General features: G+C 71.0%; 25 protein-coding genes and 1 tRNA gene. 5 read left to right on the top strand and 21 right to left on the bottom strand.

Features of this window, described 5'->3' with window-relative positions; all coding sequences use genetic code 11:
* Window position 1: 1 nt before the first annotated feature.
* From lysS to ACQBAT_RS02170, 4 genes are all read right to left on the bottom strand, one after another.
* Window positions 2–1,468, bottom strand: coding sequence for a lysine--tRNA ligase (lysS, locus tag ACQBAT_RS02185; RefSeq protein WP_420747304.1), 1,467 nt, complete (start codon window positions 1,466–1,468; stop codon window positions 2–4).
* Window positions 1,469–1,539: 71 nt separating this feature from the next.
* Window positions 1,540–2,091 carry a methylated-DNA--[protein]-cysteine S-methyltransferase gene (locus tag ACQBAT_RS02180; RefSeq protein WP_420747252.1) on the bottom strand — a complete coding sequence of 184 codons (552 nt, stop codon included), beginning with the start codon at window positions 2,089–2,091 and terminating at the stop codon, window positions 1,540–1,542.
* Entirely contained in the window at window positions 2,091–3,773 is a 1,683-nt protein-coding gene (locus tag ACQBAT_RS02175) for an AlkA N-terminal domain-containing protein (protein WP_420747253.1), read from the bottom strand. The genes ACQBAT_RS02180 and ACQBAT_RS02175 overlap by 1 nt, the downstream gene beginning before the upstream one ends.
* Before the next feature lie 67 nt (window positions 3,774–3,840).
* Entirely contained in the window at window positions 3,841–4,989 is a 1,149-nt protein-coding gene (locus ACQBAT_RS02170; protein WP_420747254.1) for a calcium/sodium antiporter, read from the bottom strand.
* A gap of 20 nt (window positions 4,990–5,009) precedes the next feature.
* On the opposite strand from ACQBAT_RS02170, the gene ACQBAT_RS02165 reads away from it, so the two are divergent.
* Window positions 5,010–6,161 carry an SAM-dependent methyltransferase gene (locus ACQBAT_RS02165; protein ID WP_420747255.1) on the top strand — a complete coding sequence of 384 codons (1,152 nt, stop codon included), beginning with the start codon at window positions 5,010–5,012 and terminating at the stop codon, window positions 6,159–6,161.
* A gap of 72 nt (window positions 6,162–6,233) precedes the next feature.
* Complete coding sequence (locus ACQBAT_RS02160) at window positions 6,234–7,337, top strand: NADH-quinone oxidoreductase subunit D (RefSeq protein WP_420747305.1); 1,104 nt, start codon at window positions 6,234–6,236, stop codon at window positions 7,335–7,337.
* A gap of 38 nt (window positions 7,338–7,375) precedes the next feature.
* On the opposite strand, the gene ACQBAT_RS02155 is transcribed toward ACQBAT_RS02160, so the two are convergent.
* Both ACQBAT_RS02155 and ACQBAT_RS02150 read right to left on the bottom strand, forming a co-directional pair.
* Window positions 7,376–8,161, bottom strand: coding sequence for a VOC family protein (locus tag ACQBAT_RS02155; RefSeq protein WP_420747256.1), 786 nt, complete (start codon window positions 8,159–8,161; stop codon window positions 7,376–7,378).
* A gap of 70 nt (window positions 8,162–8,231) precedes the next feature.
* Window positions 8,232–8,888 carry a class I SAM-dependent methyltransferase gene (locus ACQBAT_RS02150; protein WP_420747257.1) on the bottom strand — a complete coding sequence of 219 codons (657 nt, stop codon included), beginning with the start codon at window positions 8,886–8,888 and terminating at the stop codon, window positions 8,232–8,234.
* Window positions 8,889–8,957: 69 nt separating this feature from the next.
* Between ACQBAT_RS02150 and ACQBAT_RS02145 the strand changes: the two genes are divergently transcribed.
* Complete coding sequence (locus ACQBAT_RS02145; RefSeq protein ID WP_420747258.1) at window positions 8,958–9,539, top strand: sugar O-acetyltransferase; 582 nt, start codon at window positions 8,958–8,960, stop codon at window positions 9,537–9,539.
* A 50-nt stretch (window positions 9,540–9,589) separates the two neighbouring features.
* Here the strand turns inward: ACQBAT_RS02145 and ACQBAT_RS02140 are convergent, their stop codons facing one another.
* The 9 genes from ACQBAT_RS02140 to ACQBAT_RS02100 all read right to left on the bottom strand — a co-directional run bounded on the left by ACQBAT_RS02140 (window position 9,590) and on the right by ACQBAT_RS02100 (window position 19,256).
* A complete protein-coding gene (locus ACQBAT_RS02140; protein WP_420747259.1) occupies window positions 9,590–10,093 on the bottom strand; it encodes a DUF3180 domain-containing protein in 504 nt (167 codons plus the stop codon).
* On the bottom strand, window positions 10,090–10,992 hold the full coding sequence (gene folK / locus ACQBAT_RS02135) for a 2-amino-4-hydroxy-6-hydroxymethyldihydropteridine diphosphokinase (RefSeq protein WP_420747260.1): 903 nt from the start codon (window positions 10,990–10,992) through the stop codon (window positions 10,090–10,092). The genes ACQBAT_RS02140 and folK overlap by 4 nt, the downstream gene beginning before the upstream one ends.
* Complete coding sequence (gene folP / locus ACQBAT_RS02130; protein ID WP_420747261.1) at window positions 10,989–11,861, bottom strand: dihydropteroate synthase; 873 nt, start codon at window positions 11,859–11,861, stop codon at window positions 10,989–10,991. Before folP ends, folK begins: the two co-directional genes overlap by 4 nt.
* A gap of 17 nt (window positions 11,862–11,878) precedes the next feature.
* Window positions 11,879–12,490, bottom strand: coding sequence for a GTP cyclohydrolase I FolE (folE, locus tag ACQBAT_RS02125; RefSeq protein ID WP_420747306.1), 612 nt, complete (start codon window positions 12,488–12,490; stop codon window positions 11,879–11,881).
* A 25-nt stretch (window positions 12,491–12,515) separates the two neighbouring features.
* Window positions 12,516–14,504: an ATP-dependent zinc metalloprotease FtsH gene (gene ftsH / locus ACQBAT_RS02120; RefSeq protein ID WP_427197740.1), complete on the bottom strand. Its 1,989-nt coding sequence runs from the start codon at window positions 14,502–14,504 to the stop codon at window positions 12,516–12,518.
* 195 nt (window positions 14,505–14,699) lie between these two features.
* Window positions 14,700–15,257: a hypoxanthine phosphoribosyltransferase gene (gene hpt / locus ACQBAT_RS02115; RefSeq protein WP_420747263.1), complete on the bottom strand. Its 558-nt coding sequence runs from the start codon at window positions 15,255–15,257 to the stop codon at window positions 14,700–14,702.
* A 40-nt stretch (window positions 15,258–15,297) separates the two neighbouring features.
* On the bottom strand, window positions 15,298–16,392 hold the full coding sequence (gene tilS, locus ACQBAT_RS02110) for a tRNA lysidine(34) synthetase TilS (protein WP_420747264.1): 1,095 nt from the start codon (window positions 16,390–16,392) through the stop codon (window positions 15,298–15,300).
* A 16-nt stretch (window positions 16,393–16,408) separates the two neighbouring features.
* Entirely contained in the window at window positions 16,409–17,539 is a 1,131-nt protein-coding gene (locus tag ACQBAT_RS02105) for a zinc-dependent metalloprotease (protein ID WP_420747265.1), read from the bottom strand.
* A gap of 91 nt (window positions 17,540–17,630) precedes the next feature.
* Window positions 17,631–19,256 carry a D-alanyl-D-alanine carboxypeptidase/D-alanyl-D-alanine-endopeptidase gene (locus ACQBAT_RS02100; protein WP_420747266.1) on the bottom strand — a complete coding sequence of 542 codons (1,626 nt, stop codon included), beginning with the start codon at window positions 19,254–19,256 and terminating at the stop codon, window positions 17,631–17,633.
* 95 nt (window positions 19,257–19,351) lie between these two features.
* On the opposite strand from ACQBAT_RS02100, the gene ACQBAT_RS02095 reads away from it, so the two are divergent.
* Together ACQBAT_RS02095 and ACQBAT_RS02090 are read left to right on the top strand one after the other, a co-directional pair.
* Window positions 19,352–19,870 carry an inorganic diphosphatase gene (locus ACQBAT_RS02095; protein WP_420747267.1) on the top strand — a complete coding sequence of 173 codons (519 nt, stop codon included), beginning with the start codon at window positions 19,352–19,354 and terminating at the stop codon, window positions 19,868–19,870.
* Window positions 19,871–20,066: 196 nt separating this feature from the next.
* A complete protein-coding gene (locus tag ACQBAT_RS02090) occupies window positions 20,067–21,641 on the top strand; it encodes a DUF3352 domain-containing protein (RefSeq protein ID WP_420747268.1) in 1,575 nt (524 codons plus the stop codon).
* Between the two features lie 55 nt (window positions 21,642–21,696).
* Here the strand turns inward: ACQBAT_RS02090 and ACQBAT_RS02085 are convergent.
* From ACQBAT_RS02085 to ACQBAT_RS02060, 6 genes are all read right to left on the bottom strand, one after another.
* Window positions 21,697–21,770: transfer RNA gene (locus ACQBAT_RS02085), tRNA-Thr, on the bottom strand.
* 62 nt (window positions 21,771–21,832) lie between these two features.
* Window positions 21,833–23,476, bottom strand: coding sequence for an alpha/beta hydrolase (locus ACQBAT_RS02080; RefSeq protein ID WP_420747269.1), 1,644 nt, complete (start codon window positions 23,474–23,476; stop codon window positions 21,833–21,835).
* Between the two features lie 26 nt (window positions 23,477–23,502).
* Entirely contained in the window at window positions 23,503–24,684 is a 1,182-nt protein-coding gene (locus ACQBAT_RS02075) for a DNA polymerase III subunit delta' (RefSeq protein WP_420747270.1), read from the bottom strand.
* Window positions 24,681–25,376, bottom strand: coding sequence for a dTMP kinase (gene tmk, locus ACQBAT_RS02070; protein ID WP_420747271.1), 696 nt, complete (start codon window positions 25,374–25,376; stop codon window positions 24,681–24,683). The genes ACQBAT_RS02075 and tmk overlap by 4 nt, the downstream gene beginning before the upstream one ends.
* A 112-nt stretch (window positions 25,377–25,488) precedes the next feature.
* Complete coding sequence (locus ACQBAT_RS02065) at window positions 25,489–26,268, bottom strand: MerR family transcriptional regulator (protein WP_420747307.1); 780 nt, start codon at window positions 26,266–26,268, stop codon at window positions 25,489–25,491.
* A 79-nt stretch (window positions 26,269–26,347) separates the two neighbouring features.
* Entirely contained in the window at window positions 26,348–26,872 is a 525-nt protein-coding gene (locus tag ACQBAT_RS02060; RefSeq protein ID WP_420747272.1) for an Lrp/AsnC family transcriptional regulator, read from the bottom strand.
* Between the last annotated feature and the right edge of the window lie 102 nt (window positions 26,873–26,974).

Raw genomic sequence — 26,974 nt, 5'->3', positions numbered from 1 at the left:
ATCACGCCTCGGGCTTGAGCAACGGAAAGAGAATCGTCTCGCGGATACCTGAGCCGGTCAGCAGCATGACCAGCCGATCCACGCCGAGCCCGGTGCCACCCATGGGCGGTGCGCCGTACTCCAACGCCCGCAGGAAGTCCTCGTCCAGTGACATGGCCTCGGGGTCACCGCCGGCGGCCAGCTCGGACTGGGCGGTGAGCCGCGCCCGCTGGATGACGGGATCGACCAGCTCGGTATAGCTAGGAGCCAACTCGACGCCACCGATGATCAGGTCCCAGGCCTCGACCAGGCCTGCCTTGGTCCGGTGCTCACGTGCCAGCGGGCGGACGGACTCGGGATAATCACAGACGAAGGTCGGTTGCACCAGGGTGTGCTCCACGAGCTGTTCATAGAGCTCAAGAATGATCTCGCCCGCGCCCCACGTGGGCTGGAGGGCGATTTCTCGGGACTGCGCCAGCTCGCGGAGCCGCGCGACGTTGTCCTCATTCTCCTCGGCGCTGATCTCGGTGCCCAGAGCATCAGCCACGGCATCGACCACCGGCAGCCACGTCCATTCTCCGGCGAGATCGATTTCCTGACCCCGATAATCGGTCAACGTCGTCCCGACCCCAGCAGCTTCTGCGGCGTTGAGGATGATCGCCTTGGTGCGCTCGGCCGCGGAGAATTGGTCGCCGTAAGCCTCATAGAACTCCAGCATGGTGAACTCCGCGCTGTGGGTGGAGTCAATGCCCTCGTTCCGGAAGGTGCGGCCGATTTCGTACACCCGGTCCACGCCACCCACGACCGCCCTTTTCAGATAGAGCTCGGTAGCGATGCGCAGCGACATGTCGATGTCGAAAGCGTTGAGATGGGTGTGGAACGGCCGTGCGGCCGCGCCACCGTGGATCAGGTTGAGGATCGGGGTCTCCACCTCGACGAAACCGAAGCCGTCCAACGTCTGCCGGATCGAGCGCAGCACCGCCGCCTTGGTGCGGACCATGTCCCGCGCCTCCTGACGCAGGATCAGGTCGACATAGCGCTGCCGGACGCGCTGCTCCTCGGACAGGTCCTTGTGCAGCACCGGCAACGGGCGCAACGCCTTGGAGACCATCTGCCACGCGGTGGCCATCACGGACAGTTCACCGCGCCGGGAGGAGATCACCCTGCCCTCGACGAAGACGTGATCCCCCAGGTCAACCCAGGACTTCCACGAGGCCAGCGACTCCTCGCCCACCTCGGCGAGCGAAAGCATCGCCTGCAGCCTGGTGCCGTCACCAGCCTGCAGGGTGGCGAAGCACAGCTTGCCGGTGTTGCGCACGAAGACGACCCGGCCGGCGACGCCGACGCGGTCCTGGGTCTCCTCCCCCGTCTCCAGGTGGCCCCACTGCTCGCGCACCTGCTCCAGGGTGTGGGTCACCGGGACGGTGGCCGCGAACGGCTCGACGCCCGCCTCGAGCATGGCCTCACGCTTGCTCCGGCGCACCCGCATCTGCTCGGGGACGTCGGCCTCGGGGGCGGGCTGGGGGGTCGCTTCACTCACCCCGACAGGGTATCCGCTGCTCAGAACAGCGCCGCGCCCCGCTCAAGGTCGAGCAGCCGCTGCTTGCGCTCCACACCGCCGCCGTAGCCGGTGATCGAACCGTCCGAGCCGACCACCCGATGGCAGGGCACGACGATCGAGATCGGGTTCTTCCCGTTCGCCAGCCCCACCGCCCGGGAGGCGTGTGGTTGGCCGAGCGCGCTGGCCAGTTGCCCGTAGGACCAGGTCTGGCCGTAGGGGATGGCTCGCAGGTGCGCCCAGACCCGCTCCTGGAAGTCGGTCCCGGTCGAGGCGAGGGGCAGGTCGAAGTCCTCGCGCTCACCGGCGAAGTACTCCGCCAGCTGGGCTGCAGCATCGCGCAGCACCTGGGGAGCCTGCTGCGCCGAGACCTCCGCTCCCAGGTCCTCGGGGGCGTGCCGGTGCTCGGCGAAGTACACCCCGGTCAGGTGGGCCCCGTCCGTGGTCAGTCGCAGGGGCGCGACCGGGCTATCGACGGTCAGGTGGGCGGTGCGGGTGTGGGCAGTGCTGCTCGGCGCAGTGCTGGTGTGGGCTGCGTTGGGGCGGGCGGTCATCAGGTCCTCGCTATCGCTGGTGGAGTCTGGGTGTCGGTGAGGTGGAGGTGTCTGCCGCTGGCGTCATGCTCGCCATGGGCCCAGAGCAGGGCTGCGGCATAGCCCCGCCACGGACGCCACGTCTCGGCCCGCGTATCGAGTTGCCGCGGAGCGTCCGGGAGTCCGGCGGCAGCGGCGCCGAGCTTCACCCCGAGGTCCGAACCCGGCCAGGCATCCGGATCCCCGAGTGCGCGCAGGAGCACCATCTCGGTGGTCCATGGTCCGATCCCAGGCAGGGCGAGCAGGGTCTCGCGGGTCGCCTCGCGGTCGGCGCCGGCATCGAGCACCAGGGACCCCTCAGCCAGCGCACCTGCGAGGGTGCGCAGTGCGCGGGAGCGGCTCCGCGGCATACCGGGCAGGTCGTCGTCGCTGGCGCCAGCCACCGCGTCCGCTGTCGGGAAGGAGTGGGTGAGCCTGCCGATCCGGAGGGTCTCCGGGAGCGCTTCCCCCAGGGTGGTGACCAGTCTGGCGCCGAGGGTGGCGGCGCCCGCGGTCGAGATCTGCTGGCCGAGGACGATCCGGAGGGCGAGCTCATGTGGGTCGGCCCCGCCCGGGATACGTACCCCCGGCGTGCGAGCCACCAGCGGAGCGAGCGCGGGGTCGGCGCCCAGGTGGGCATCGACGGCGATCGGATCGGCGTCGAGGTCCAGCAGCCGACGGCAGCGACCGATGGCCGCCGTCAGATCGCGCAGGTCGGTCAGGCGCAGGGTGGCCTCGATCGCGCCCGGCCCCGTGCTCGTGGTGGCAGGTGGACGCAGGTGGGCCGTGCCCTGGCCGTGCGGGAGCCGAAGCGTGGTGTGCCAGCTCCCAGCGGCCCATTCCTCGACACCGGGGACCGCGGTGGCCGCGAGATGCCCGAACAGGCTCGGCATGTGCAGCGGCGCCCGGAAGGGCAGGCGCAACCGGATCTCGACCGGGGCTGGCGCCGTGCCCTCCCGGCAAGCCTTCCCCGTGGGGTCATCCGCGCGAACATCGCCAGCGCTGGTGTGTCCCCGCACCTGGCCAGCGCGACCGGCCACCCGATCACCGAGGTGATCGCCCCCCGACCCGCCTCGCTGCGCCTGGGCGCGGAGTTTGCCCGGCGAGGAGGCGAAGACGGCCTGGATGGTGTCGTTGAAGGAACGGATGCTGCTGAACCCGGCGGCGAAGGCGATGTCCGACATCGACATCCCGGTGGTCTCGATCAGCACCCGCGCCGTCTGCGCCCGCTTCGCCCTGGCGAGCGCGAGCGGCGCGGCCCCGAGCTCGGCGACGGTGAGCCGCTGCAGCTGACGCGTGGAGTAGCCCAGTCGTGCCGCCAGCCCCGGCACGCCCTCGCGCTCGACGATGCCGTCGTCCACCAGCCGCATCGCGCGGGCCACGACATCACCACGCAGGTGCCACTCCGGCGACCCCGGCGTCGCGTCCGGTCGACACCGCTTGCAGGCGCGAAAGCCCGCCCCCTGCGCGGCGGCCGCTGTGGGATAGAAGGTCATGTTGTGCTCCCGGGGCGTCATCGCCGGGCAGCTGGGTCGGCAGTAGATGCCGGTGGTGAGCACCGCGGTGAAGAAGCACCCGTCGAACCGGGTGTCCCGACTGCGCACCGCCGCCGCGCACGCGGCGTGGTCGGTGTGGGCGGGAGCGCTCCCGGTGGTCGTGGTCATGGCTCTATCCTGCGGCCCCGACCGCACCGTGCGCTAGCAGAAAAGCGACATCACGATGGGGTGGACATCACGCTGAGGTGTTGGCCGGATGGACCGTCATCGCGGCCCGGCGTTCTCGCCGCCGCTTGACCTCATAGAGCGTGGTCGCGACCAGCGTGACCGCGACGAGGGGCAGGAGGAAGGCGGCCAGCACGAAGGTGAAGCCGTCGAGGGCCTCGTGGCGGGTGGAGTTGAGGACGACGAAGGCGAGGTAGGCGGCATACAGGGCGAGGAAGACCGCACCTTCCCAGCGCGCGACGGCGTAGCCGGTGAAGACGACCGGCGCGAGCGCGAGCGCCGAGGCGATCATCAGCGGGAGGTCGAGCGCGATCGCCGCGTCGGGGACCGCGATCCCCTCCCCACCGGGGGCGATGATCGCGGGCAGCCCCAGCACGATGCCGATGTTGAAGATGCAGCTGCCGACGATATTGCCGACCGCCATGTCCTGCTCGCCGCGGGCGGCGGCGATGATCGAGGTGGCCAGTTCAGGGAGCGACGTGCCGATCGCCACGACGGTGAGGCCGATGACCAGGCCGCTGACGCCGAGCGACTCCGCGATATTGACGGCGCCCACGACGAGCACGCGGGCGCCCAACACCAGCAGTCCGACACCGACGGCGACCAGGACGATCGAGACGAGCACGCCGTGGGTGGCCTCACCGCCCTCACCGCCGGAGTTCGTCTCCCCTGACAGCCGCTTGGCCAGGCGCTCCTCCCGCCGCGCCTCGCGACGGCTGACCAGCACGGTGAGCACCGTGTGCGCCACCAGCAGGGTGACTAGCACGACACCGCCGACCGGGCTGATCGCGCCACCGATGGCCAGCACCAGCGCGATCGCGGACAGCCCGACCATGGCCGGGACGTCGAGTCGCACCAGCTGACGCTTCACAGTCAGGGGCCTGATCAGCGCCGAGATGCCCAGAATCAGCAGCACGTTGGCGATGTTGGAGCCGACGACATTGCCGACCGCGAGTTCAGGCTGGCCGTCGAAGACCGCGTCCAGGGTCACCGCCAACTCCGGCGCGGAGGTCGCGAGGGCCACCACCGTCAGACCGACGACCAGCGAGGAGAGGCCGGCTCGTCGGGCGAGCGAGGAGGCCCCACGCACGAGCAACTCCCCACCGCCGACCAGCAGGAGGACGCCGAGGAGCACCCGGCCGATGTCGAGGAGGTCCACGGTGCGGCACCCTAGTCCCCATGTCTGGTCCGCCGCCGCCTGAGCCGCTTGCTCTGCCGTGGGAGCAGGCGTGGGGCCAGGCGCTGTACGGTCCGGACGGCTTCTATGTCACGGCCCCGCCGGCGGATCATTTCGCCACCAGCGTCCAGGGCATCCCGGGGGCGGGTGAGCTGCTGGCCCGGGCCGTCCTCGCGCTCGCCCGGCGCCACCGCTGCACCGCGATCGTCGACGTGGGCTGTGGGCGGGGCGAGCTGCTCGCCCACCTGCGGCGACTGGCCCCGGAGCTGCGGCTGACCGGGGTGGACGTCGTCCCCCGGCCCACCGATCTGGACGTCGACGCCTGGTTGGTCTCCCCTGGCGGCGCCCGCCTCTCCGGCTGGCTCAGCGGCCTGCGCGACTCGCTGGTGATCGCGCACGAGTGGCTCGATGTCGTGCCGTGTCCGGTGGTCGAGCTCGACGCCGACGTATGGCGCGTGGTCACCGTGACCACCGACGGCACCGAGCACCTCGGTGACGCCCTGACAGGTCCGGATCTGGACTGGGTGCGCAACTGGGTCCCGGAGGGCGTGACCCGCGCCGAGGTGGGGCGCGCTCGTGATCTGGCCTTTGCCGAGCTGGTGTCGCGGGTGCAGACCGGCCTCGTCGTCGCGGTGGACTACGGCCACACCCGACAGGACCGTCCGCACCGCGGCACCCTCACCGGCTTCCGGGCTGGCCGCGAGGTGGAGCCGGTGCCGGACGGCTCGAGCGATCTCACCGCACACGTCGCCATGGACTCCGTGCTCGTCGCTGCGGATCCCGCACGCCCGCAGGATGGTGGCGACTCCGACTCGGGGCAGAAACTGGCTGGTTCCGGTCCGGGTGATGAGGGGTTCGAGGCAGACGTGAGACTGCCCCAGGTGGTGGGGCAAGCTCACGTCTCCCGCGACCTCCCCCGTGGTCAGACCCGCCGCGCCCAGCCCCAGCTCCACGTCCAGCGCGACCTGCTCCTCACACTGCGAGCTGAGATCGTCCCGGACCTGCTCGACCCGAGCGCCCCAGTCGCGCACGAACGCGCGCGGACGGAGCCCGCGGCATACCTGGAGGGGCTGCGGCAGCGCGCCGCCCTGAGCGCGCTCACCGCACCGGGCGGGCTGGGCGACTTCCACTGGTTGCTGGTGCCGCGTCGCTAGGGTGGGCGGGTGAGCACCCGCGATCTCGACGTCTCGCTCGGCACCGGAGTCGGTGGCCTGAGCACCACCGAGATGGTCCTCAACATCGGCCCGCAGCATCCCGCCACCCACGGTGTGCTGCGGCTGCGGATCACCGTGGACGGCGAGCGGATCGTGGCGGCTGAGCCGGTGATCGGCTACATGCACCGGGGGGCGGAGAAACTCTTCGAGGTCCGCGACTACCGGCAGATCCTGGTGCTGGCCAACCGCCATGACTGGCTGTCCGCGTTCAACAACGAGGTCGGCGTGGCTCTGACCGTCGAGCACCTGCTCGGCATGGAGGTGCCCGAGCGCGCCACCTGGACCCGCACGCTGCTCTCCGAGCTGGGCCGGGTGCTCAACCACCTGATGTTCCTGGGCTCCTTCCCCTTGGAGCTGGGCGCAATCACACCGATGTTCTACTCCTTCCGCGAGCGCGAGGAGCTGCAGTCGGTGATGGAGGAGTTCAGCGGGGGGCGGATGCACTACATGTGCACCCGGATCGGTGGGCTGCTGCACGACCTGCCTGAGGGCTGGCTAGATCGTGTGGACGCCGCCGTGGAGCAGGTGCGCGGCCGGTTGCCCGAGCTGGAGTCGCTGCTCGTCGGCAACGAGATCGTCCAGGCACGCACGCGTGGCGTCGGCGTGCTCGAGCTGGACCAGGTGCTCGGCTACGGCGTCTCGGGGCCGATCGCGCGGGCCAGCGGGTTGGACGTCGACCTGCGCCGGGATGAGCCCTACCTCGCCTATGGCGAGCTCTTCGTTCAGGGCGGGCCCGGCCGCGTGGTGACGCGCGAGGCGGGCGACTGCGAGGCCCGGCTGCAGGTGCTGCTGGAGCAGGTGCACGTCTCGCTGGATCTGGCCCAGGCCTGCACCGAGAAGCTGCGCGAGCTGGGCTCAGGCCCCTATGACACCAAATTGCCCAAGGTGCTGAAGGTCCCCGAGGGCGAGCACTACTTCGCCAGCGAGAACCCACTCGGCTTCAACGGCTACTACCTCGTCAGCCGCGGCGGCAAGGCACCGCACCGGCTCAAGCTGCGCTCGGCCTCCTTCAACAACGTGCAGGTGCTGAGCGAGCTGCTGCCGGGTGCGGTGGTTGCCGACATGGTGGCGATCCTGGGGTCGATGTTCTTCGTGGTCGGGGATATCGACCGGTAGGTCGTGATCAAACAGCGACCGTTAAGTCGTCGCTCTGCTCAGTTCTCCTCGGGCGGGGCCGCCGAGGTGATCACCCCGAAGGGCTCGTTGTCGGGTCCGGCCACGAGCGCCAGCCGGCCGTGCTCGAAGTCGAAGGGCTCGACGAGCACGCTGCCGCCCGCGTCCTTGATTCGCTGGACCGCCTCGTCGGTGCCGTCGACCTCGAGCACCACCGTCCAGGCCGGCTCCTGGTCGGGGTCATGGCCGATGCCGCCCGTCATGCCGGACTCGTCGCCCGGGGTGGTGAAGATGGCGTACTCCATCCCCTCGCCCGACATGTCGGCGTAGGTCCAGCCGAAGACCTCGGTGTAGAACGTCTTGCCGGCCGCGAAGTCACCGACCATCGCCTCATTCCAGGCCATGGACCCTGGCTCGCCCGTGACCCCGAAGCCGGCGTGGCTGGCCGGCTCCCAGGTGCCGAAGGCCGCGCCGGTCGGGTCACCGTAGATGCCCATCCGCCCGAACGGTCCGACCTCCATCGTCGGGTAGTAGACGACGCCGCCGGCCTCGGTGATGGCCTGCTCGGTCGCAGCGCTGTCCTCCACGGCGAGGTAGACGGTCCAGGCCGATTCCTGGTCCTCGGCACCCTCCATGGGCGGGGCCAGGCCGACGACCGCACGCCCGTCCTTGGTGGCGGTGACATAGCCGCCGAAGTCGGCCTCGCCGCCGGTGTACTCCCAACCGAAGACCGCGGTGTAGAAGGCCTTGCTGCGCTCCATGTCGGAGACCAGGACGTCTGCCCAGGACGGTGCACCGACGGGCCAGGGGGTGGTGCGTTCAACCATGATCTGCTCCTTGCAGAGGTGGGTGTCAGCGGGCGCTGATGTCGAGATAGACGCTCCCACACCTCAGGACTCATCGGTAGGGCTGCGAGCGACGCAGCACGCTCACGCAGAAGTCGGCATCCTCGCGCCACGGGCGCAGATCCCAGGTCGCGAACCGTTGCTCCAACTCCAGCCCGGCAGCCGGGAGCACCGCATCCAGATCGGCCGGGGTGAAGCCACGCACCACCCGGCACCCCACCACCAGAAAGCCGCCCTCCCGCAGGTGGCACGCGACCCGCCGAATCACCTCCCCGCGGTGGCTCTCGGCGACGAAATCCATCACATTGCCGGCGAGTAGGGCCCCGTCAAATGCCGCACTCTGCCCCTCCGTGGACAGGTCGAGCGTCGCGAGATCGCCGACCAGCCAGATCGCACCGGGATGGTCCTCCCGGGCCGCCTCGATGAGCAGCGGGTCGACATCCACGCCCACGACCTCGTGTCCCAGGCGGGCGAGGTGGCCGCCGTGCCGGCCCGGTCCGCACCCGGCATCCAGGAGCCGGGCATGTCGGGGTGCCAGCAGGTCGACCAGGCGGGACTCCCCCTCCAGGTCCTGCCCGTGCTCGGCCATCGCCCGGAACCGATCGACATACCAGCGCGAGTGCTCGGGATCCTCCAAGCCCGGCCACAGCGTCGTGGGCCGCGATCCGTGTGTCGGCTCGATGGGCACGTGCGGGTCGCGGTCGCTCACGCTCGCCACTGTATGGCGTTTCCCACCGAGCACTCGCAGCCCACCTGCCCGCTGTGACAGGGTCGGAGCATGACCAACGGACCTGAGGACACCCGCACGATGCGCGAGCGGATGGACGCCGGCGAGCTGTACATCGCCGATGACCCCGAGCTGGGCGAGATGAGCTCGGCCGCCCTGGATCTGGCGCAGGCCTACAACGCCACCACGGTGCGCCAAGGCCCCCTGCGCCGCCAGCTGCTGGAGGAGCTGCTCGGCCACATCGGTGAGGGCAGCGAGATCCGTCCGCCCTTCCACGGGGACTACGGCTCGAAGATCTCGATCGGCGACCGCTGCTTCGCCAACTACGGTCTGGTCGCTCTCGATGTCGCCCCGATCACCATCGGCGACGACGTGCAGATGGGCCCGAACGTCCAGCTCCTCACCCCGACCCACCCGGTGGAGCCGCAGGCCCGCAAGGACAAGTGGGAAGCCGCCGAGCCCATCACCATCGGCGACAACGTCTGGCTCGGCGGGGGCGTGATCGTCTGCCCGGGCGTGACCATCGGCAAGGACACCGTCGTCGGCGCCGGCGCGGTCGTCACCAAGGACCTGCCCGACGGTGTCGTCGCCGTCGGCAACCCCGCCCGCGTCATCAAGAAGGTCACCGACTGACGGCTCACACCGCCGCCGCGTCGCCCGACTGCCGCAGCAAGCACCGCGCCTCACCCGTAGGCCAGGTCGCCATCCCCCTCGGTCGCGGTGCCGCGGTCGTCATCCTCACCCGAGGGGATCCGGCACCAGGACTGCCCGACATACCCCGCGGCCGACACCAGCCCGGCGGCCACGGCGTGGACCAGACCCCAGATCAGTTGCACGTGGTGGCTGGGCACGTCCACGGTCGGCAGGTGGACGGCGGCGTTCGCGAGGTACCACCCCACCAGCGCCGCCCCACCTAGGGCCGCGGCCTGCGCGCCGACCAGGGTGCCGCGGGCCCGTTCGGCGGTCGGCCGCACCCGCGTCGCCCCGGTCAGGTAGCGCCGGATCGGCCAGGCCATCACCAGCACCAGAACCGTGACCGCCAGCAGCGGCACAAGGCCGATCCAGGAGATCGCCGGGAAGGATCCGCCGAGCGCCCGGATCAGTTGCAGGAGTAGCCAACTCGCCATCCCGCTGAGCAGCGCGACGATCGCTCCCATCCCGATCCGCACTGGCTGCCACGGGCTCATGCGCCGCCCTCCAGCTCGTGGATCTCCTGGTCCGCCACGTCCCGTATGGCGTCCCGCACCGCCACCGACCGCTCACCCAGGCGCAGAGTCGCCTCGGCATCGAGGGCGAGCCACGGGCGCAGCACGAAGGCCCGCTCATGCGCGCGGGGGTGCGGCAGCATCAGGTGCGGGTGGTGCGAGGTGACCACCGCGGAGGTGGCGGGGGCGTCGGGGCGGGGATCGCCATACTGGACGAGGTCGAGATCGAGGGTGCGCGCACCCCAGCGGACCTCGCGCACCCGACCGAAGTCCGCCTCGATGCCGTGCAGCGCGGCCAGGAGGGCGCTCGGCGCCAGGGTGGTGCGGGCGGTGGCGACCGCGTTGACGTAGTCCGGCTGCTCCGGGCCGCCGACCGGTGCGCTGCCGAAGATCGGCGAGAGGCTGACCTCGGTGAGTCCGGGCAGCTCGCGCAGCCGCTCCGCTGCGGCCAGCAGCGTGGCGCCAGGGGCGATGCCGTCCCCGGTCGGCAGGTTGGCGCCGAGGGCGATGACGACCGGGGCGTCGCGGCCGCGGCGCACCACGACCTGGACGTCGCCGAAGGGCACGCCCACCGGCGCCTGCGGCTTGTGCACAGTGACCTCGACCGCGGCGATCAGCGGGCGGGCGAGCACGCGGTCGGCGATGACCGCGGCGACCTTCTCGATCAGGTCGTAGGGCTCGCCGGTGATCACCTCGACCACGTCGGCGGCGACCTCGGCGTAGTTGACGGTGCGGTCCAGCTCGTCGGTGCGACCGGCTGGGGCGAGGTCCACCTCCACCACCACGTCGACGACGAAGTCCTGGCCGTCGCGCTTCTCGGCGTCCAGCACGCCGTGGCGCCCGCGGGCGCTCACGCCCAGGAGCCGGATGAGGTCGCTCATCGAGCCGCCTCGGTGAGCCGGTGCACCGCGAGCGCGTCGCGGGTGCTGGGGATGTCGTGCACCCGGACCGCCCACGCGCCGGCCTGGGCCGCGAGCAGGCTGGTGGCTGCGGTGGCGGCGTCCCGCTCGTCCGGTGCAGTCGGCTCGCCGTCCGTGCGGGGCTCGGCCGGGGCCGCAGTGTGCAGGGGCAGGCGGCCGAGGAAGCGCTTGCGCGAGGTGCCGACCAGGACCGGCAGCCCCAGCCCGGTGATCGCGGCCAGCCCCCGCAGCAGCACCCAGTTGTGTCCGGCGTCCTTGGAGAAGCCGAAGCCGGGGTCGAGGACCACCAGCTCCCTGGCGATGCCCTCCTCCACCAGGGCCTCCACCCGGGCGGCCAGCTCGTCGCGGACCTCCCCGACCACGTCCTCGTAGTGCGGCTCCTCCTGCGGGTCGGCCAGCAGACCGCGCCAGTGCATGGCGACGAACGGGACGCCCAGCCCGGCGACGGTCGAGGGCATCGCGTCGTCGGCCAGGCCGCCGGAGACGTCGTTGACGAGCGCCGCTCCCGCACCGACCGCGGCCGCCGCCACCGTGGCGCGCATCGTGTCGATCGAGACCGGTATGCCGTGTCCCACCAGGTTCTCGACCACCGGGATCACCCGGTCGAGCTCCTCCTGCTCGCTGGGGCGCACGCTGCCGGGGCGGGTGGACTCACCGCCCACGTCGACCAGGTCAGCACCCTCGGCCATCATCCGCCGGCCGTGCTCGACCGCCGCAGCGTGATCGAGCCAGCGGCCGCCATCGCTGAAGCTGTCCGGGGTCACGTTGAGCACCCCCATGATCCGGGTGGGGGCCGGCGTCAGCAGGCCCGCGGCGGGGATCTGGCTCATCGAGGTCCTCGTCGGCGTCAGCCGTTGCCGCGCGTGATCAGCGTCATCGCCTCGGCGCGGGTGGCGGGGTTGCGCAACTGCCCGCGCACGGTCGAGGTCAGGGTCCGGGCGCCGGGACGGCGGATGCCGCGCATCGACATGCACAGGTGCTCGGCCTCGACGACCACGATCACGCCGCGCGGTGCGAGGTGCTCCTCGAGGGCGTCGGCGATCTGGGTGGTCAGCCGCTCCTGCACCTGCGGCCTGCGGGCGAAGACGTCGACCAGCCGGGCCAACTTGGACAGGCCGACGACACGGCCGTCCAGCCCGGGGATGTAGCCCACGTGCGCGACCCCGTGGAAGGGCACCAGGTGGTGCTCGCAGACGCTGAACATCTCGATGTCCTTGACCAGGATCATCTCGTCGTGGTCGACGTCGAAGGTGGTGCCGAGCACCGCCTTCGGGTCCTGGCCCAGGCCCGCGAAGATCTCGGCGTAGGAGCGCGCCACCCGCGCGGGGGTGTCCAGCAGGCCGTCACGGTCAGGGTCCTCGCCGACCGCGATCAGCAGCTCGCGGACCGCCGCCTCGACCCGCGCGTGGTCGACCTCAGCGACCAGGGGGCCACCGGGGGCGTCCTTGTCATCGGCCAGCCCGGAGACCGCCTCCGGCTCGAGGTCAGACGGGGTCGACACGCCCACCGTCCGGGACCTCGACGATCTGAGCCGGCGGGCGCTCTTCGCCGTCGTCCTCCATCGGGTTGTGCCCGTTGGCCATCGCGCGCTTCTCAGCCTCGGTCAGCACCGGGCCGGAGTCGTGGATGGTGCGGGCGTCCGAGGACAGCCAGACCGGACGCACCGGGCGCTTGCGGACGTCCTTGAAGACCTCCGCGATCGCCTCGGCGTTCAGCGTCTCCTTCTCCAGCAGCTCCAGGACGAGCGCGTCGAGGATGTCGCGGTTGTCGTTCAGCGCGTGCCAGGCCTCGTCGTGCGCGGCCTCGATCAGCCGGCGGACCTCCTGGTCAACGACCCCGGCGAGGTTCTCGGAGTAGTCCCGCTCGTGCCCCATGTCGCGGCCGAGGAAGACCTCGCCACCGGCGGAGCCGAGCTTGACCGCCCCGACGCGTTCAGACATACCGAACTGGGTGACCATCTTGCGCGCCAGCCCGGTCGCCTTCTCGATGTCGTTGGCGGCACCGGTGGTCGGGTCGTGGAAGACCATCTCCTCGGCCACCCGGCCGCCGAGCGCGTAGGCGAGCTGGTCGAGCAGCTCGTTGCGGGTGGTGGAGTACTTGTCGTCAGCGGGCAGCACCATCGTGTAGCCCAGCGCCCGGCCACGCGGCAGGATCGTCACCTTGCTCACCGGATCGGTGTGGTTCATCGCCGCCGCGACGAGGGCGTGCCCACCCTCGTGGTAGGCGGTGATCTTCTTCTCCTTGGCGCTCATCACCCGGGTCCGCTTCTGCGGGCCGGCCATCACGCGGTCGATCGCCTCGTCGAGGTCGGGGTCGGTGACGACCTTCTCGTTCTTGCGGGCGGCGAGCAGCGCGGCCTCGTTGAGCACATTGGCCAGGTCCGCGCCGGAGAAGCCCGGCGTGCGGCGGGCGATCGCCATCAGGTCCACGCCCTGCGCCAGCGGCTTGCCCTTGCCGTGCACCTGCAGGATGTGCAGGCGGCCCAGCATGTCCGGGGCCTCGACGGCGATCTGCCGGTCGAAGCGGCCGGGGCGCAGCAGCGCGGGGTCGAGGATGTCGGGGCGGTTGGTGGCCGCGATCAGGATGACATTGGTCTTGACGTCGAAGCCGTCCATCTCGACGAGCAACTGGTTCAGCGTCTGCTCACGCTCGTCGTGGCCACCGCCCATGCCGGCGCCGCGGTGACGACCGACGGCGTCGATCTCGTCGACGAAGATGATCGCCGGGGAGTTCTGCTTGGCCTGCTCGAACAGGTCGCGCACGCGGGAGGCACCGACACCGACGAACATCTCGACGAAGTCCGAGCCGGAGATCGAGTAGAAGGGGACCCCGGCCTCACCGGCGACGGCGCGGGCGAGCAGGGTCTTACCGGTGCCGGGCGGGCCGTAGAGCAGCACCCCCTTGGGGATCTTGGCGCCGACCTCGAGGAACTTGCGCGGCTCGGAGAGGAACTCCTTGATCTCGTGCAGCTCCTCGACCGCCTCGTCCGCACCGGCGACGTCGGCGAAGGTGACCTTGGGCATGTCCTTGGTGGCCAGCTTGGCCTTGGACTTGCCGAACTGCATGACCCCACGACCACCACCCTGCATCCGCAGGATCAGGAAGAGGAACAGACCCAGGATGATCAGCAGGGGCAGGAAGTTCATCATCATCTGGACGAAGAAGTTCGGCCCCGACGTGTCGTCGGTGAAGCCCTCGCTCGGCGGGTGCGCGTCGAAGGCTTCCATCACCTGCTCGCCGCGGGCCCGCACGTAGTAGGCCTGGACCTGGTCGGTCTCGCGGACGTCCGGCGCCGAGAAGGTCTCACCCTCCTTGAGGGTCAGGTCCATCCGGTCGTCGGTGAGGGTGGCGGTCGCGACCTGGTCGCTCTGGATCAGCTCCAGGGCATCGGAGGTGTCGATCCGCGTGTAGGCGCTGGTGTTCAGCAGGGAGAACCACAGGATGCCGAGCCCGAGGAAGATGAAGATCCACATCCACGGACTGGGCTTCGGGCGCGGTCGCCCCGGCTTGGCGGTGCTCATGTCTGGCGCGTTCGGGAGCCACCGACGGTGGCGTCCCGGTCCTCCTGATCAAAAGAAGTCTGCTTCGGCAGCGGGCTGGGTCTGCTGTGCGTCAACGTCCGGTCCCGGACGGGTGTTCCGGGGCCTGGGGTCGACCCGACCTGAGGGTCAACTGTAGACGTGCTCCGCGAGGGTGCCGATGACCCGCAGATTGCGGTACTGCTCGTCGTAGTCCAGGCCGTAGCCGACCACGAAGGCCGGCGGGATGTCGAAGCCGACGTACTTGGTCTCCACGTGCACCTTGGCAGCCTCCGGCTTGCGCAGCAGCGTGCAGATCTCGACCGAGGCGGGGCCGCGGGACTCCAAGTTGGTGCGGATCCAGTTCAGCGTGAGGCCGGAGTCGATGATGTCCTCGACGATCAGCACGTGTCGACCCGAGATGTCGGTGTCCAGGTCCTTGAGGATGCGGACGACACCGCTGGACTTGGTGCCGCTGCCGTAGCTGCTCACCGCCAGGAAGTCCACGGGCGCCGACCCCGGGAGGGCGCGCATGAAGTCGGCCATCACGAGCACGGCGCCCTTGAGCACCCCGACGAGCAGCAGTTTGTCGTGCTCCCCCTCGTAGTCGGCCCACACCTCCTGCGCCAACTCGGCCAGCCGCTGCTGGATCTGCTCCTCGGTGAACAGGATGTTCTCCAGGTCGGCACCCATGTGCTCGGCGTCCACGCTGACCTCGTTCCTCGTGTTGGTGATCTGCGGCTCCCGCTCAGGTGCTCGCGGTCGCCATTGTGCTAGGGATCGCTCCGCTGAGCCACACCCGGTCACCCCCACGCCCTGCGCGCACCCCGCCGGGCAGGTGCAACGGGCCTTGGCCGCGCCAGTATGTGACCAGCTCGTCGACGGCCCCGAGGTGCTCGGCGGTCAGGTCGGTCCCGGGGCTGCCGAGGGTCAGCGCGGCGGTTCGCCACACCCGGGTCCGCACGGCGCGCGGCAGCTCCGCGACGTCCCCGACCTGCGCAGTCCACCGCCCCTCCTCCCACGTCCCCCTGTCCCGGTATGCCGTGTCCGCCCAGTCGTCGAGGGCGTCGGCGTCCTCGCGCAGCAGGTCCGCCGTGCGCGCGAGCGCCTCGGGCAGACCCGGGCCGAGCTCCTCGCCAAGTCGGGCCACGGCCTGCCGGGCCCGCACCCGGGCGTAGCGACGGTCCGCATTGTGCGGATCGGTCCAGGGCACCAGCCCGAGCTCGGCGCAGGCCTGCTCGGTCACCGATCGCCGCAGCCCGAGCAGCGGCCGCAGCAGCTCCAGACCATGGTCCTCGCGACCTGATGCGTTGGCCTCCGCCGATCTCGCCGGCCGCATCCCGGCCAAGGACCGCGCCCCCGAGCCCCGGGCCAGACCCAGCAGCACCTGCTCCGCCTGGTCGTCCAGGGTGTGCCCCACCAGCAGACCGACCGCGCCGAGCTCGTCCGCGCGCGCCAGCAGGACCGCATACCGGGCACCTCGGGCCGCGGCCTCGGGTCCGGCGCCCGCAGGGTCGACCTGCGCGGTGAGCACCTCGGCCGCACCGACGAGCTCGCGCGCCTGCGCGGCGGCGACCCGCGCGACCGCTCCCGAGCCCTCCTGCAACCCGTGGTCGACGACCAGCGCGACCGCGCGCACGCCGAGCCGCGGCGCGACGAAGCCGACCCCGGCAGCCAGCGCGAGGGAGTCAGCCCCGCCGGAGCAGGCGACCGCCACCAGCGGCGCGCCCCGTCCGGGTTCGGCGGCGGGATCCCACGCCGACTCCTCTGCCAGGCCCGCACCGGTCAGCGCACGCCGGACCGCGACCCGGACGGCGGCGACGGCCGGGGGTGGGCCGGGCACGGGTGGTGCCGTCCGCTCAGCCGTGGACGCGGGCGACCCAGGCCTGCGGGTCGGCGATCTCGGTCGGCAGCGGCAGCGTCTCCGGCGACTCCCAGACCCGGTTGAAGCCCTCGACCCCGACCTGGTCCATCACGGCGCGCACGAAGATGGCGCCGTCGCGGTACTGCCGCATCTTGGCCTCCATGCCCAGCAGCCGGCGCAGGATCTTGTCGATGCCGCCCGCCCCCTTGCGCCGCTCGGTGAAGCGCTTGCGGATCGTCGCCACGGTCGGGATGACCGAGGGGCCGACTTCGTCCATGACGACATCCGCGTGCCCCTCCAGCAGCGACATGACCGCGGTGACCTCGGCGAGCCGTTCGCGCTGCTCGGGGGTGGCGAGCACCTGGGTGATGTCGGTCTCGCCGCGCAGGACGCCGGGCAGCTCGGTGGCGATCTCACGCAGGCGCTCGCCCATGGTGTCCGGCTCCGGCATGATCTCGGTGCCGATGCTGCGGGCCCGGCCGATGATGAACTCGCGCAGCCACGGGACGGCGGTGAACTGCACGCGGTGGGTCTCCTCGTGCATGGCCACCCAGAGGCGGAAGTCGCTCGGGTCCACGTCCAGCTCACGCTCGGCGGCCAGGATGTTGGGGGCGACGAACATCAGGCGGGGGTTGCCCTGCGGGGCCAGGTCGTACTGCCCCAGCACCTTGGTGGACAGCCAGGAGAGCATCCCGGCGACCTCGGTGCCGGTGATGGTCGAGCCCACCTTCTGCGCGGTGGGGCCGAGCTCCTGCAGCTCACGGCCCTTGGCCTCGGCGCGGGCGCGGTCAGCGGTCCGGCGGCGCTCGACCACCTCGTCGAGAACGGGCTCGAGCATCGCGCCCATCGAGGCGGCGTTGGCGCGGATCCAGCCAGGCCGGTCCACGACGAGCGCGGGCGGGGTGCCGGGGGGCGTCTGCAGCTGGGCGGTGCTCGCGACCGGGTCGATGGCGCGGTCGGCGGCGCTGCGCAGCTCGGTGACGATGCCTTCGATCTCGCCGCGCCCGGTGCGGGGGCCCGGGGGCACCAGTCGACTGGCAGCCGCGGCGGCGAAGTCCCAGTCCACGAGGGCGCTGCCGGTCGGTCCGGTGGAGGTCTCGGCGGGCGGTGCGCTGGAGTCGGTCATGCCCATGACGGTATGTCGTCTCCCGCCCCCGTCCCAACCGGAACCGCTGGCGGCTGCTCGCGCGGCCGGGCAGGTGAGGCGGATCGGGGGGCTAGCAGCCGCAGCGGGCGAGCTCGGCGACGACCTCGTCGAGCACCGAGCGCGCCTCCAGCACCGCCCCGTCCTCGCCGATCCGGTCGGCGGTCATGGCGAAGACGAGCAGGCGACCGTCGCGGGTGACGACGGTCCCGGCCAGCGAGGTGACATTTGGCAACGAGCCGGTCTTGGCCCGGGCGTTACCGATGGCGGGCTCGTGGACCGGCAGGTGGAAGCGGGTGGACAAGGTGCCGGTGTAGCCCGCGATGGGCAGGCCGCCCGCAGCCAGCACCTCCTGGAGCTCTGGGTGGCTGCCGTTGGCGCCGGCGACCAGCACGTCGGCGACCGCGGCGACCGGGATCCGGGTGCCGTCGGACAGCCCGCTGGCATCCGCGATCCGCATCCCGGTCACATCGACCCCGTAGTCCTCCTGAGCAACCTGGCGGATCCAGTCGGTGACGCTGGCCCGGTCCGTCGGCAGACCGGCCGCGTCCGCCGCCTGACGCACGAGTTGCTCGACCATGGCGTTGTCGCTGGTGGCCAACGCGTGGGCGAGGACGTCACGCACCGGCGCGGACTCCCCGGCAGCCAGCTCGATCCCTGGCCCGTCGACGGTCGGAGCGTCCGTCGTGGTCGCGTCATCGTTCTCGCCGCTGGAGGCAGCGTCATCGCTCACGCCGCTAGAGGCAGCGTCCTCGCTCACGCCGCTGGAGGCTGCTGCGTCGCCCAGCTCGATCTCCGGCACGTCCGCGTCGCTGTCGCCGGCGACGTCGACTCCCGCGTCCTCGAGGGCTTCGCGGAAGGCCTTGGCGGCCTCCTGAGCCGGGTGAGCCGGCGAGGGGGCGAAGGGCAGCGCGAGGTCCTCGGCCAGGCCCAGCTGCACGATGCGGCCGGTGTAACCGTGCGAGACCCACCCCTCGGTCCAGGAGTCCAGCACGGTCGGGCCCGGCACGTGGGACAGGTCGACGCTCACCCGGATCGGCTCCTCGCTGCCGCGGTCGGCGAGCGCCTGGGCGGTCTGGGCGGCGAGGTCGGCCAGACCCACCCTGCCGACCACGGCCTCGGGGTCACCGGCCCCGCGCGCCAGCATCATGTCTCCGCCGGCCACCAGCACCACCATGTCGGGCTCAGGGCCACTGACCACCCGGGTGGTAAAAGTGTGCTCGGGGTCCAGAGCGCTGACCACGGCGGCCGCCGAGAGAATCTTGGTCGTCGAGGCCGGCACGACGAGCAGGTCGGCATTGCGGTCGGCCAGCGAGGCGCCGGTCAGCGCATCCCGGATCGTCACCGCGCGACGTCCCGAGGGACCGAGCCAGCGACTGGAGAGTTCCTCCGAGATCGCCATACTGACCGCGCCGCGTTCGGGGAGGACACCTTCGCTGATCTGGCCGAGCGGGGAGCTCAGCGGCGCGATCCGCGGCCGGACCTCGGTCGGCGTGGTGGGCTCGGGAGCCGACGTGGGGGCGGACGTGGTCTCCGGACCCGAGGTGGTGCCGGGAGAGGAAGTGGTCTCCGGCGCCGCCGTGCTGGTCACGGAGGCGTCATCGACCCCACCCGCCACCGCCCCCGATGCCACCGGTGACCACGCGAGCACGATCGCCAGCAGGGAGGCCGGGAGCACTGCATACGGCGTGGCTCGCACCTGATCTCCTGACCCTGCGTCGCGGCAGTGCCCCAGAATGGTGGACACTGGATGGCAGAGCCTAACGCCGTCCCCCGAAGAACCAGAAGGTGCACATGAAGTTCGACGTGACGATCGAGATCCCGCAGGGCAGCCGCAACAAGTACGAGGTTGACCACGCGACCGGCCGCATCCGGTTGGACCGCATGCTCTTCACCGCGACGCGCTACCCGGCGGACTACGGCTACATCGAGGACACCCTGGGCGAGGACGGCGACCCGCTGGACGCGCTGGTGCTGCTGGACGAGCCGACCTGGCCGGGCTGCCTCGTGGCGGCGCGCCCGATCGGCATGTTCCACATGCGCGACGAGGCCGGTGGCGACGACAAGATCATCTGCGTGCCCGCGGACGACCCGCGCAAGCTCGCGATCCGCGACCTCGAGCACATCGGGCAGCACACCCGGCTGGAGATCCAGCACTTCTTCGAGGTCTACAAGGACCTGGAGCCCGGCAAGTCGGTCGAGGGCGCCCACTGGGCCGGCCGCGAGGAGGCCGAGCGGGTCTATCACGAGGCCGTGCAGCGGGCCAAGGACGCGGGTCTGACCACCGCGCGCTGGCCGATGCCGCAGCACTGATCTCACCTTTTTCTGCAGACGCCCCGGAACCGAATGGTCCGGGACGTCGTCCATGTCCACGTGACGAACCCCGGACCACCGGGCCCGAGCGGCTAGGCTGCAGGTGCGGGGACGTCGTGAAGCACGACCCACCACCAGCGGGGGTCCGCGGACACGCGGGCATCCGGACACTCACACGAGGGGAAAGAGCATTCCGATGAGCGATGAGACGAGCACCGTGACCGAGCAGCCCGGTGGTGACATCACCGAGAGCGGCGGCAGCAACAAGGGCTGGTTGATGGCCGGCATCGGGGTCGGCGCGGCCGCCCTGATCGGCGGCGGCACCTACCTGGGGATCCAGTTCCTCGGCGGTGGCGGGGACCAGCCGGACAGCGTGCTGCCGGCCACCTCGGCCGCCTACGTGCGGGTCGACCTCGACCCCAGCGCGGGGCAGAAGGTCGCCGCCGTGCGCTTCTTCCAGGGGATGGACGAGGACGCCAAGGCGCGCCTGGACCAGGGCGAATGGCGTGAGTATGTCTTCGAGAAGCTCCAGGAGGACGGCACGATCCCGGCCGACCTGAGCTATGAGGAAGACGTCAAGCCGTGGCTGGGCGACCGCGCCGGTCTGGCCGCCATCCCCAACGGGGAGGACGAGCCGATCATCGCCATCGCCGTGCAGGTCAAGGACGGTCAGAAGGCGCTGGACGCCGTGGACCAGATCATTGCTGCCGGTGACGCCGAGTCCCAGGACATCGGCTACTACCTGGATGACGACTACATCGTCTTCACCCAGGAGGCGCACGTCGACACCGTCAAGGCCGCCGCCGAGCAGGGCACGCTGAGCGACCACGACGCCTACACCTCCGACATGGACGACCTCGGCGATGCCGGGATCGCGTCCTACTGGATGGACAGCGAGCGCATCGCCGAGATGAGCAACTCGCTCACCGAGGCGCAGGACGAGTTCGGCGCTCCGTCGGCCGTGGACATGATGTCCGGCCCGTTCGGCAGCTCCCCGATGGAGTCGATGTCGGGCCGCAGCGCCGGTGCCCTGCGCCTGAACTCCGACTCGATCGAGATCCACGGCATCGGCCGCGGGGTGGAGAACTTCACCCTGCCCGAGCTCGCCGACACCGCACAGCTCGTGCTGGACCTGCCCTCCGACACCGTCGGCGCCTTCGCCGTCGAGAACGGCTCGGCCTGGGTCGACATGATCTGGGACGCCTACGGCCAGCAGGACGCGGAGGGCCGCCAGCAGGTGGTCAACGAGGCTGCCGCCGAGGGCGTCACCCTGCCCGAGGACATCAAGGCGCTCGTCGGTGACTCGTTGTCGCTGTCCGTGGGCCCCGGCCTGGTCGAGGCGATCAACACGATGAGCCAGACCGAGACCGGGATGCCTGCGCTGCCGATCGCCTACCGCGTGGACAGCGACTCCACCCGCATCAACACCTTGCTCAACGACAGCCTGGGCCTGCCCCCCACCGCGCTGGCCCAGCGCACCGACGAGGGCATCCTGACGCTGGGGATGCACCAGCCCTACGTCGACTCGCTGAACGCCCCCGCAGACCGGCTCGGTGACGACGCGACCTTCAAGGCAGCCGTCCCGAACGCCGCGGACGCGCACTGGCTGTTCTACGTCAACGTCAACGACTTCGAGCAGTACTACCTGAACGAGGTCCAGGACCAGAGCACCCGTGAGGCCCTCGAGGCCCTGGGCGCCGTCGGGTGGTCCGCCACCGTCGACAACGACACCGACAGCCACTTCACGCTGAGGTTCGTCGCTGACCAGTGATCGGACAGCCACGACGAAGCCCCCACCCGATCCGGGTGGGGGCTTCGTGCTGGTGAGCCGCCTAAGGGAATCGAACCCTTGACCTATTCATTACGAGTGAATCGCTCTGGCCGACTGAGCTAAGGCGGCGCGGCTGCACCGCGAGGCGCAACCCCACGAGGATACCCGACCGGTCGCGGCCCTCCCAAAACTCAGCAGGTCAGGCCGTCCTCCGGGACGGTGCCCTCGAGCAGGTAGGCGTCGACCGCGTCCTTGATGCAGTCGTTGGAGCGCCCGTATGCCGTGTGACCGTCACCCTCGTAGGTCACCAGCACGCCGGAGTCGAGCTCCTTGGCCAGCGCCTGGGCCCACTCGTAGGGGGTGGCCGGGTCGCGGGTGGTGCCGATCACCACGATGGGGTCGGCGCCGGCGGCGGAGTAGTCCTCGATCGACTCGGTGGCCTCGACCGGCCAGTACTGACAGGCGCCGTCACCGGCGAGATAGCGACCCCAGGTCGGCGAGACCTCCTCGAACTGGCGCAGCACCTCCTCGCTGTCCAGGTCGACCTCGTCCCCCTGCTCGACCGGGCGGTCCAGGCAGTTCACCGCGTAGATCGCCTGCATGCTGTTGCCCTCGTAGACACCGTCTGAGGAGCGTGAGGCATAGGTGTTCGCCAGGAACATCAGCATCGTGCCGTCACCGTTCTGCGCCATCTCCAGCGCCTGGGTGAGCAGCGGCCAGAAGGTCTCGGCGTACATCGCGACGATGATGCCGTACATCCCCCAGCCCTCGGTGAGCTCGGTGACCTTGTCGCCGCGCACCGGCAGGGGGTCGGTGCTCAGGCTCTCCAGGAGGAGCGGGATCTGCGCGAGCGCGCTGTCCACGTCCTCGCCCAGCGGGCAGGACCCACTGGCCACACAATCCTCGACATAGGCGCGCGTGGCCCGCTGGAAGCCTTCGGCCTGACCCAGCCCCATCTCCAGTCCAGTCAGGTGCGGGTCGACGGCGGCGTCCAGGACGAGGCGCCCGACGCGCTCGGGGAACAGGGTGGCGTAGGTGGTGCCGAGGAAAGTGCCGTAGCTGGCGCCGAGGTAGGTGAGCTTGTCCTCGCCCAGCGCGGCCCGCAGCACGTCGATGTCACGAGCGGCCTCCGGGGTGGAGACGTGCCCGAGCAGCTCGCCGGTGTTGTCCAGGCAGGACTGCGCGAAGTCCTGCATCAGCGCCTGCTGGGCTTCCTCGGCAGCCGCGTCGTCAGGCGTGGGGTCGGCGCCCAGCAGGTCGTCCATACGGTCGTCGTCGAAGCACGTCACCGGGGCCGATCGACCCACGCCGCGGGGGTCGAAGCCGACCATGTCGTAGGCCGAGCGCACCTCGGAGGAGACGACGGCGCCAGCCATCATCGCGTAGTCGACACCGCTGCCGCCGGGGCCGCCGGGGTTGAGCACCAGCGAGCCCTGGGCCTGCCCGCCACGCGCCGGTGCACGCAGCACCGCGATCTCGATCGTCTCCCCGTCCGGCCGCGCGTAGTCCAGCGGCACCGTCAGCGAGGCGCACTGGAAGATGCTCTCGCAGTTCTCCCACTCCAGGGTCTGGCCGTAGAACTCCTCCAACCCCTCCGGCGCATCGCCCGCCGCTGGCGCAGCCGTGGAGCCCGAAGCGTCAGGGGCTGTGGTCGCGTCGCCGTCGTCGCTGCCACTGCCGTCAGGCCCAGGCGTCGCCGTGGCGGTCGAGTTCTCCCCGCCGGTGGCGGGCGCGGTCGTCTGATCGGCGTCATCCCCGCCGGGGGTGCAGGCCGCCAGCAGCGCCGCCGCGGTCACGGTGGCGAGGAAGCGGGTGCGCATTCGAGTGCTGGCCACGTGGGTGGTCCTTCCAGGTCGTGGAGTCAGCCGAGGGCTCCGGTGTGTCTCCCCTGCGGGGCCGACGGCAGGATCAAGCCAATCATCATCGCTTCGAGCACCAGCAGGGGGGCTCCGTTCGCGATCAGCCGCTGTCGCGCCAGACCGATCGTCTCCAGGGCAGCAAGCAGCCCGTCGACCGGGAATCTGCGGGCCAGGCTGGTCACCAGCTCCGGCTCGCTGGCGTTGACCAACTCGACCTCGCTGCCGGTCGCGACCAGCAGCGCGTCGCGGTAGACCGAGGACAGGTCGGTGAGAGCCGCATCGATGCTGTCATGCTGCTGACGGCGGGACTCGGCCTTGAGTCGGTCATCAAGCCGCTTGAGGTGGGAGCGCACCGCCGGCGGCTGGGTGCGGGCCGAGGGATCGGCGCCCAACTGCTCCAGCAAGGCCTTGCGCTCACTCTCGGCCCGGTCCGCGGACACCGCTTCAGCTCCCTCCCCCGCCTCGGCCACCAGATCTGCGGCGGCGCTGAGCGCGGCCCCGACCCCGGTCAGCTGCAAGGGCATCGAGGTGATCTCCCGGCGGCGGTTGCGCGCGTGCTCGTCCGTGGCCAGCCGCCGCGCGATCCCGACGTGGCTCTGCGCGGCCCGCGCCGCGTAGTGCGCCATCGAGGGGTCGATGCCATCGCGGTCGATGAGCAGGGAGGCCACCGCCTCCACCGGCGGGGTGCCCAAGCGCACATGGCGACAACGTGAGCGCACCGTGACGATGAGGTCGTCCACCGACGGCGCGCACAACAGCCAGACCGTCCGCGGGGGCGGCTCCTCGAGCGCCTTGAGCAGCGCATCGGCAGCCTGCTCGGTGAACCGGTCGGCGTCCTCGACGAGGATCACCCGCCACCGGCCCATGGTCGGCCTGGCCTGAGCCTCGATCGCGAGCTCGCGGGCCTCCCCCACCTTGATGAAGGTCTGCTCGGTGTCGACCACCTTCACGTCGGGGTGGCTGCCGGCCAGCACCGTGCGACAGGCCGAGCACTCTCCACAGCCGGGGTCATCGGTGAGCTCGCACTGCAGGGCCGCCGCGAAGGTCCGGGCGGCCACCGAGCGGCCCGATCCCGGTGGACCGGTGAACAGCCAGGCGTGGGTCATCGAACCGGGGACGGTGACGGCCTGTCGGATCGTGTCGACCACCCGGTCCTGACCGACCACTCGGGTGAAGACGCTCACGCCCCCTCCGCGGTCACATCACGCGCCAGGTCGGCCCGGGCGACCAGGAGCGACACCCGGTCCCGGACGGCGGCAGCCAGTTCCTCCGGCGCACCTGAGGCGTCGAGCACGACATACCGCTCCGGGTCGCGGGCGGCGAGCTCGAGGAAGCCCGCCCGGACCCGGTCGTGGAAGCTGTCCGCCTCCCGCTCGAGACGGTCGTGGACCTCGCGGCGCCGGGCACGACCGAGCGCGGCCGGGACATCCAGCAGCACCGTCAGGTCGGGCACCAGCCCCTCCACCGCCCACAACGACAGGTCGCGGATCTCCTCGTGGCCCAAGGCGCGCGCGGCGCCCTGATAGGCGACCGAGGAGTCCAGATAGCGGTCAGTCAGCACCACGTGCCCCCGCTCCAGCGCCGGCCGCACCAGCGAGGCGACGTGGTGGGCGCGATCGGCGGCAAAGAGCAGCGCCTCCGCGCGGGGGGTGACCGACCCGTCCTCCCCGTGCAGCACCAGCTCGCGGATCTGGCGACCCAAGGTGGTGCCGCCGGGCTCGCGGGTGTGGGATACGGCATACCCCTGCTCGGTCAGCCAGGCCCCGAGCAACCCCGCCTGCGTCGATTTGCCGGCCCCGTCCCCACCCTCGAAGGCGATGAACAGGCCCCGTCCACCGCCGCGCGTGACGGGGTCGGGTGGGGTCTGGTCGCTCACGTGGGCAGCCTACGGGACCGGTACGACGAACCCGCCCGCCCTTCCACAGGGCAGGCGGGTCGTGGGCGAGCCGGTCGCGGGCGAGCGGGTCACCCGCCAGCCGGTGCCGATCTCAGCCGCGCGCCGCGTTGGCGACGGCGGCGTCGCGGACGTACTGCGCCAACCCGGGCGCGATGTCCTCGTAGGTCCGGGTGAAGCGCGGGTCGCTGACATACATCTGCGCGATGGCCGCGTGCATCTGACGCGGGCAGTCGTAGAACCAGGTGCAGATCTGCTGGCGGGCGGCCTCGGCCACGTCCATCGCCTCAGTCGCGTCGGCGGGCGTGCCCGCCTGCATCAGCTCCACAAAGCGGGCGTTGAGCTCATCGCCCTCGTCCTTGATCTGCTGCCACTGCGCCTTGGTGTAGTCCTTGGTCCGCTGGCTGGACTGCTTCCACGCCTCCGTCTCACCCCAGCGCTCCTGCGCCTCGGCCTGGTAGTCGTCGAAGTTGTCGGTGAAGTTCTCGCCGAAGATCTCCCGCTGCTCCTCGCGGGTGATGCGGTAGCCGGTCATCTCTCTCTCCAATGCTGCGTCGATCGACCGGACGAGCTCGTCGAGCTCACCGATCCTGGCCGTGATCGCCTCGCGCTGGCGCCGGAGGTGGGCGGCGATGGTCCCGCCGTCGAGGTCCTCCTCCAGCAGGTGCGCGATCGCCTCCAGCCCGAACCCGAGCTGGCGATAGACGACGACCTGCTGCAGCCGCGCCAGGTCAGCCTCGGTGTAGAGGCGGTAGCCTGCGTGGCTGCGCTCCGTCGGGGCAGCAAGGCCGATCTCGTCGTAGTGGTGCAGGGTGCGCACCGTCACGCCGATCTCCTCGGCGACCTGGCCGACCGTCCAGAGCTGGTCCGTCATCGCGTTCACATCACCCAGCGTGGGCCCTCACGGCGCGTGAGGGTCAAGTCCGATCTGGACCCTGCTCTCACACGCCGCGTCAGGCGTCCTCGGAGCCGGTGTCGGGGTCCGGCGAGGGGCCGGTGGAGCCGGTCAGTGTGCCACGCCCCCGCTGGCTGGAGAAGATCAGCGAGGTCTCCGCGTGCAGGACGCCAGGACGGTTGGTGAGGTGGTCGAGCACGAAGTCGCGCAGGGCGTCGGCCGAAGGAACGGCCACGTGCACGTAGTAGTCGATCGCGCCGGACACGTGGTAGGCGCCGAGCACGCCGGGCAGCGTGGGCACCTCGTCGGTGAACTGCTCGAAGTTCGCGCGCCGGTGGCCACCGAAGCGGACCGCGATCATCGCCTCGACCGGCCGCCCGACCGCCATCGGGTCGATGTCGGCGTGGATGCCGCGCACCACGCCGCGCTCCCGCAGGCTGCGCACGCGCACCAGGCAGGTGGACTCCGCGATCCCCACCTCACGGGCGAGCATGGCGTTGCTCATCCGGCCGTCCTGCTCGAGCAGGCGGACCAGGGCGAGGTCGGTCGGGTCGAGCGGTTTGTCCTGAGGATTCTTCGGCACGAGGCCCAGTATGCCGTGGATCACGCCTCCGTCCCGCACCTCGCCGACGAGACGCGGACCTCTGGCGCTGTCCAGAACGCCGGCGGCCCGGCCACCACGAGG

The organism is Ornithinimicrobium pulveris (assembly GCF_050261105.1).
GTDB lineage: Bacteria > Actinomycetota > Actinomycetes > Actinomycetales > Dermatophilaceae > Ornithinicoccus.
This window is presented reverse-complemented; position numbering and strand designations above follow the sequence as displayed.

What these genes read in the sequence shown, in the direction of transcription:
- ACQBAT_RS02165 (WP_420747255.1), top strand. Translation starts at nt 5,010, where the DNA reads ATGTCTGGTCCGCCGCCGCCTGAGCCGCTTGCTCTGCCGTGGGAGCAG.
- ACQBAT_RS02160 (WP_420747305.1), top strand. Translation starts at nt 6,234, where the DNA reads ATGGTCCTCAACATCGGCCCGCAGCATCCCGCCACCCACGGTGTGCTG.
- ACQBAT_RS02155 (WP_420747256.1), bottom strand. Translation starts at nt 8,161, where the DNA reads ATGGTTGAACGCACCACCCCCTGGCCCGTCGGTGCACCGTCCTGGGCA.
- ACQBAT_RS02095 (WP_420747267.1), top strand. Translation starts at nt 19,352, where the DNA reads ATGAAGTTCGACGTGACGATCGAGATCCCGCAGGGCAGCCGCAACAAG.
- ACQBAT_RS02140 (WP_420747259.1), bottom strand. Translation starts at nt 10,093, where the DNA reads ATGAGCCCGTGGCAGCCAGTGCGGATCGGGATGGGAGCGATCGTCGCG.
- folK (WP_420747260.1), bottom strand. Translation starts at nt 10,992, where the DNA reads ATGAGCGACCTCATCCGGCTCCTGGGCGTGAGCGCCCGCGGGCGCCAC.
- lysS (WP_420747304.1), bottom strand. Translation starts at nt 1,468, where the DNA reads ATGCGGGTGCGCCGGAGCAAGCGTGAGGCCATGCTCGAGGCGGGCGTC.
- ACQBAT_RS02175 (WP_420747253.1), bottom strand. Translation starts at nt 3,773, where the DNA reads ATGACCACGACCACCGGGAGCGCTCCCGCCCACACCGACCACGCCGCG.
- ACQBAT_RS02180 (WP_420747252.1), bottom strand. Translation starts at nt 2,091, where the DNA reads ATGACCGCCCGCCCCAACGCAGCCCACACCAGCACTGCGCCGAGCAGC.
- ACQBAT_RS02090 (WP_420747268.1), top strand. Translation starts at nt 20,067, where the DNA reads ATGAGCGATGAGACGAGCACCGTGACCGAGCAGCCCGGTGGTGACATC.
- ACQBAT_RS02065 (WP_420747307.1), bottom strand. Translation starts at nt 26,268, where the DNA reads ATGACGGACCAGCTCTGGACGGTCGGCCAGGTCGCCGAGGAGATCGGC.
- ftsH (WP_427197740.1), bottom strand. Translation starts at nt 14,504, where the DNA reads ATGTGGATCTTCATCTTCCTCGGGCTCGGCATCCTGTGGTTCTCCCTG.
- ACQBAT_RS02105 (WP_420747265.1), bottom strand. Translation starts at nt 17,539, where the DNA reads ATGACCGACTCCAGCGCACCGCCCGCCGAGACCTCCACCGGACCGACC.
- folP (WP_420747261.1), bottom strand. Translation starts at nt 11,861, where the DNA reads ATGAGCCAGATCCCCGCCGCGGGCCTGCTGACGCCGGCCCCCACCCGG.
- ACQBAT_RS02145 (WP_420747258.1), top strand. Translation starts at nt 8,958, where the DNA reads ATGACCAACGGACCTGAGGACACCCGCACGATGCGCGAGCGGATGGAC.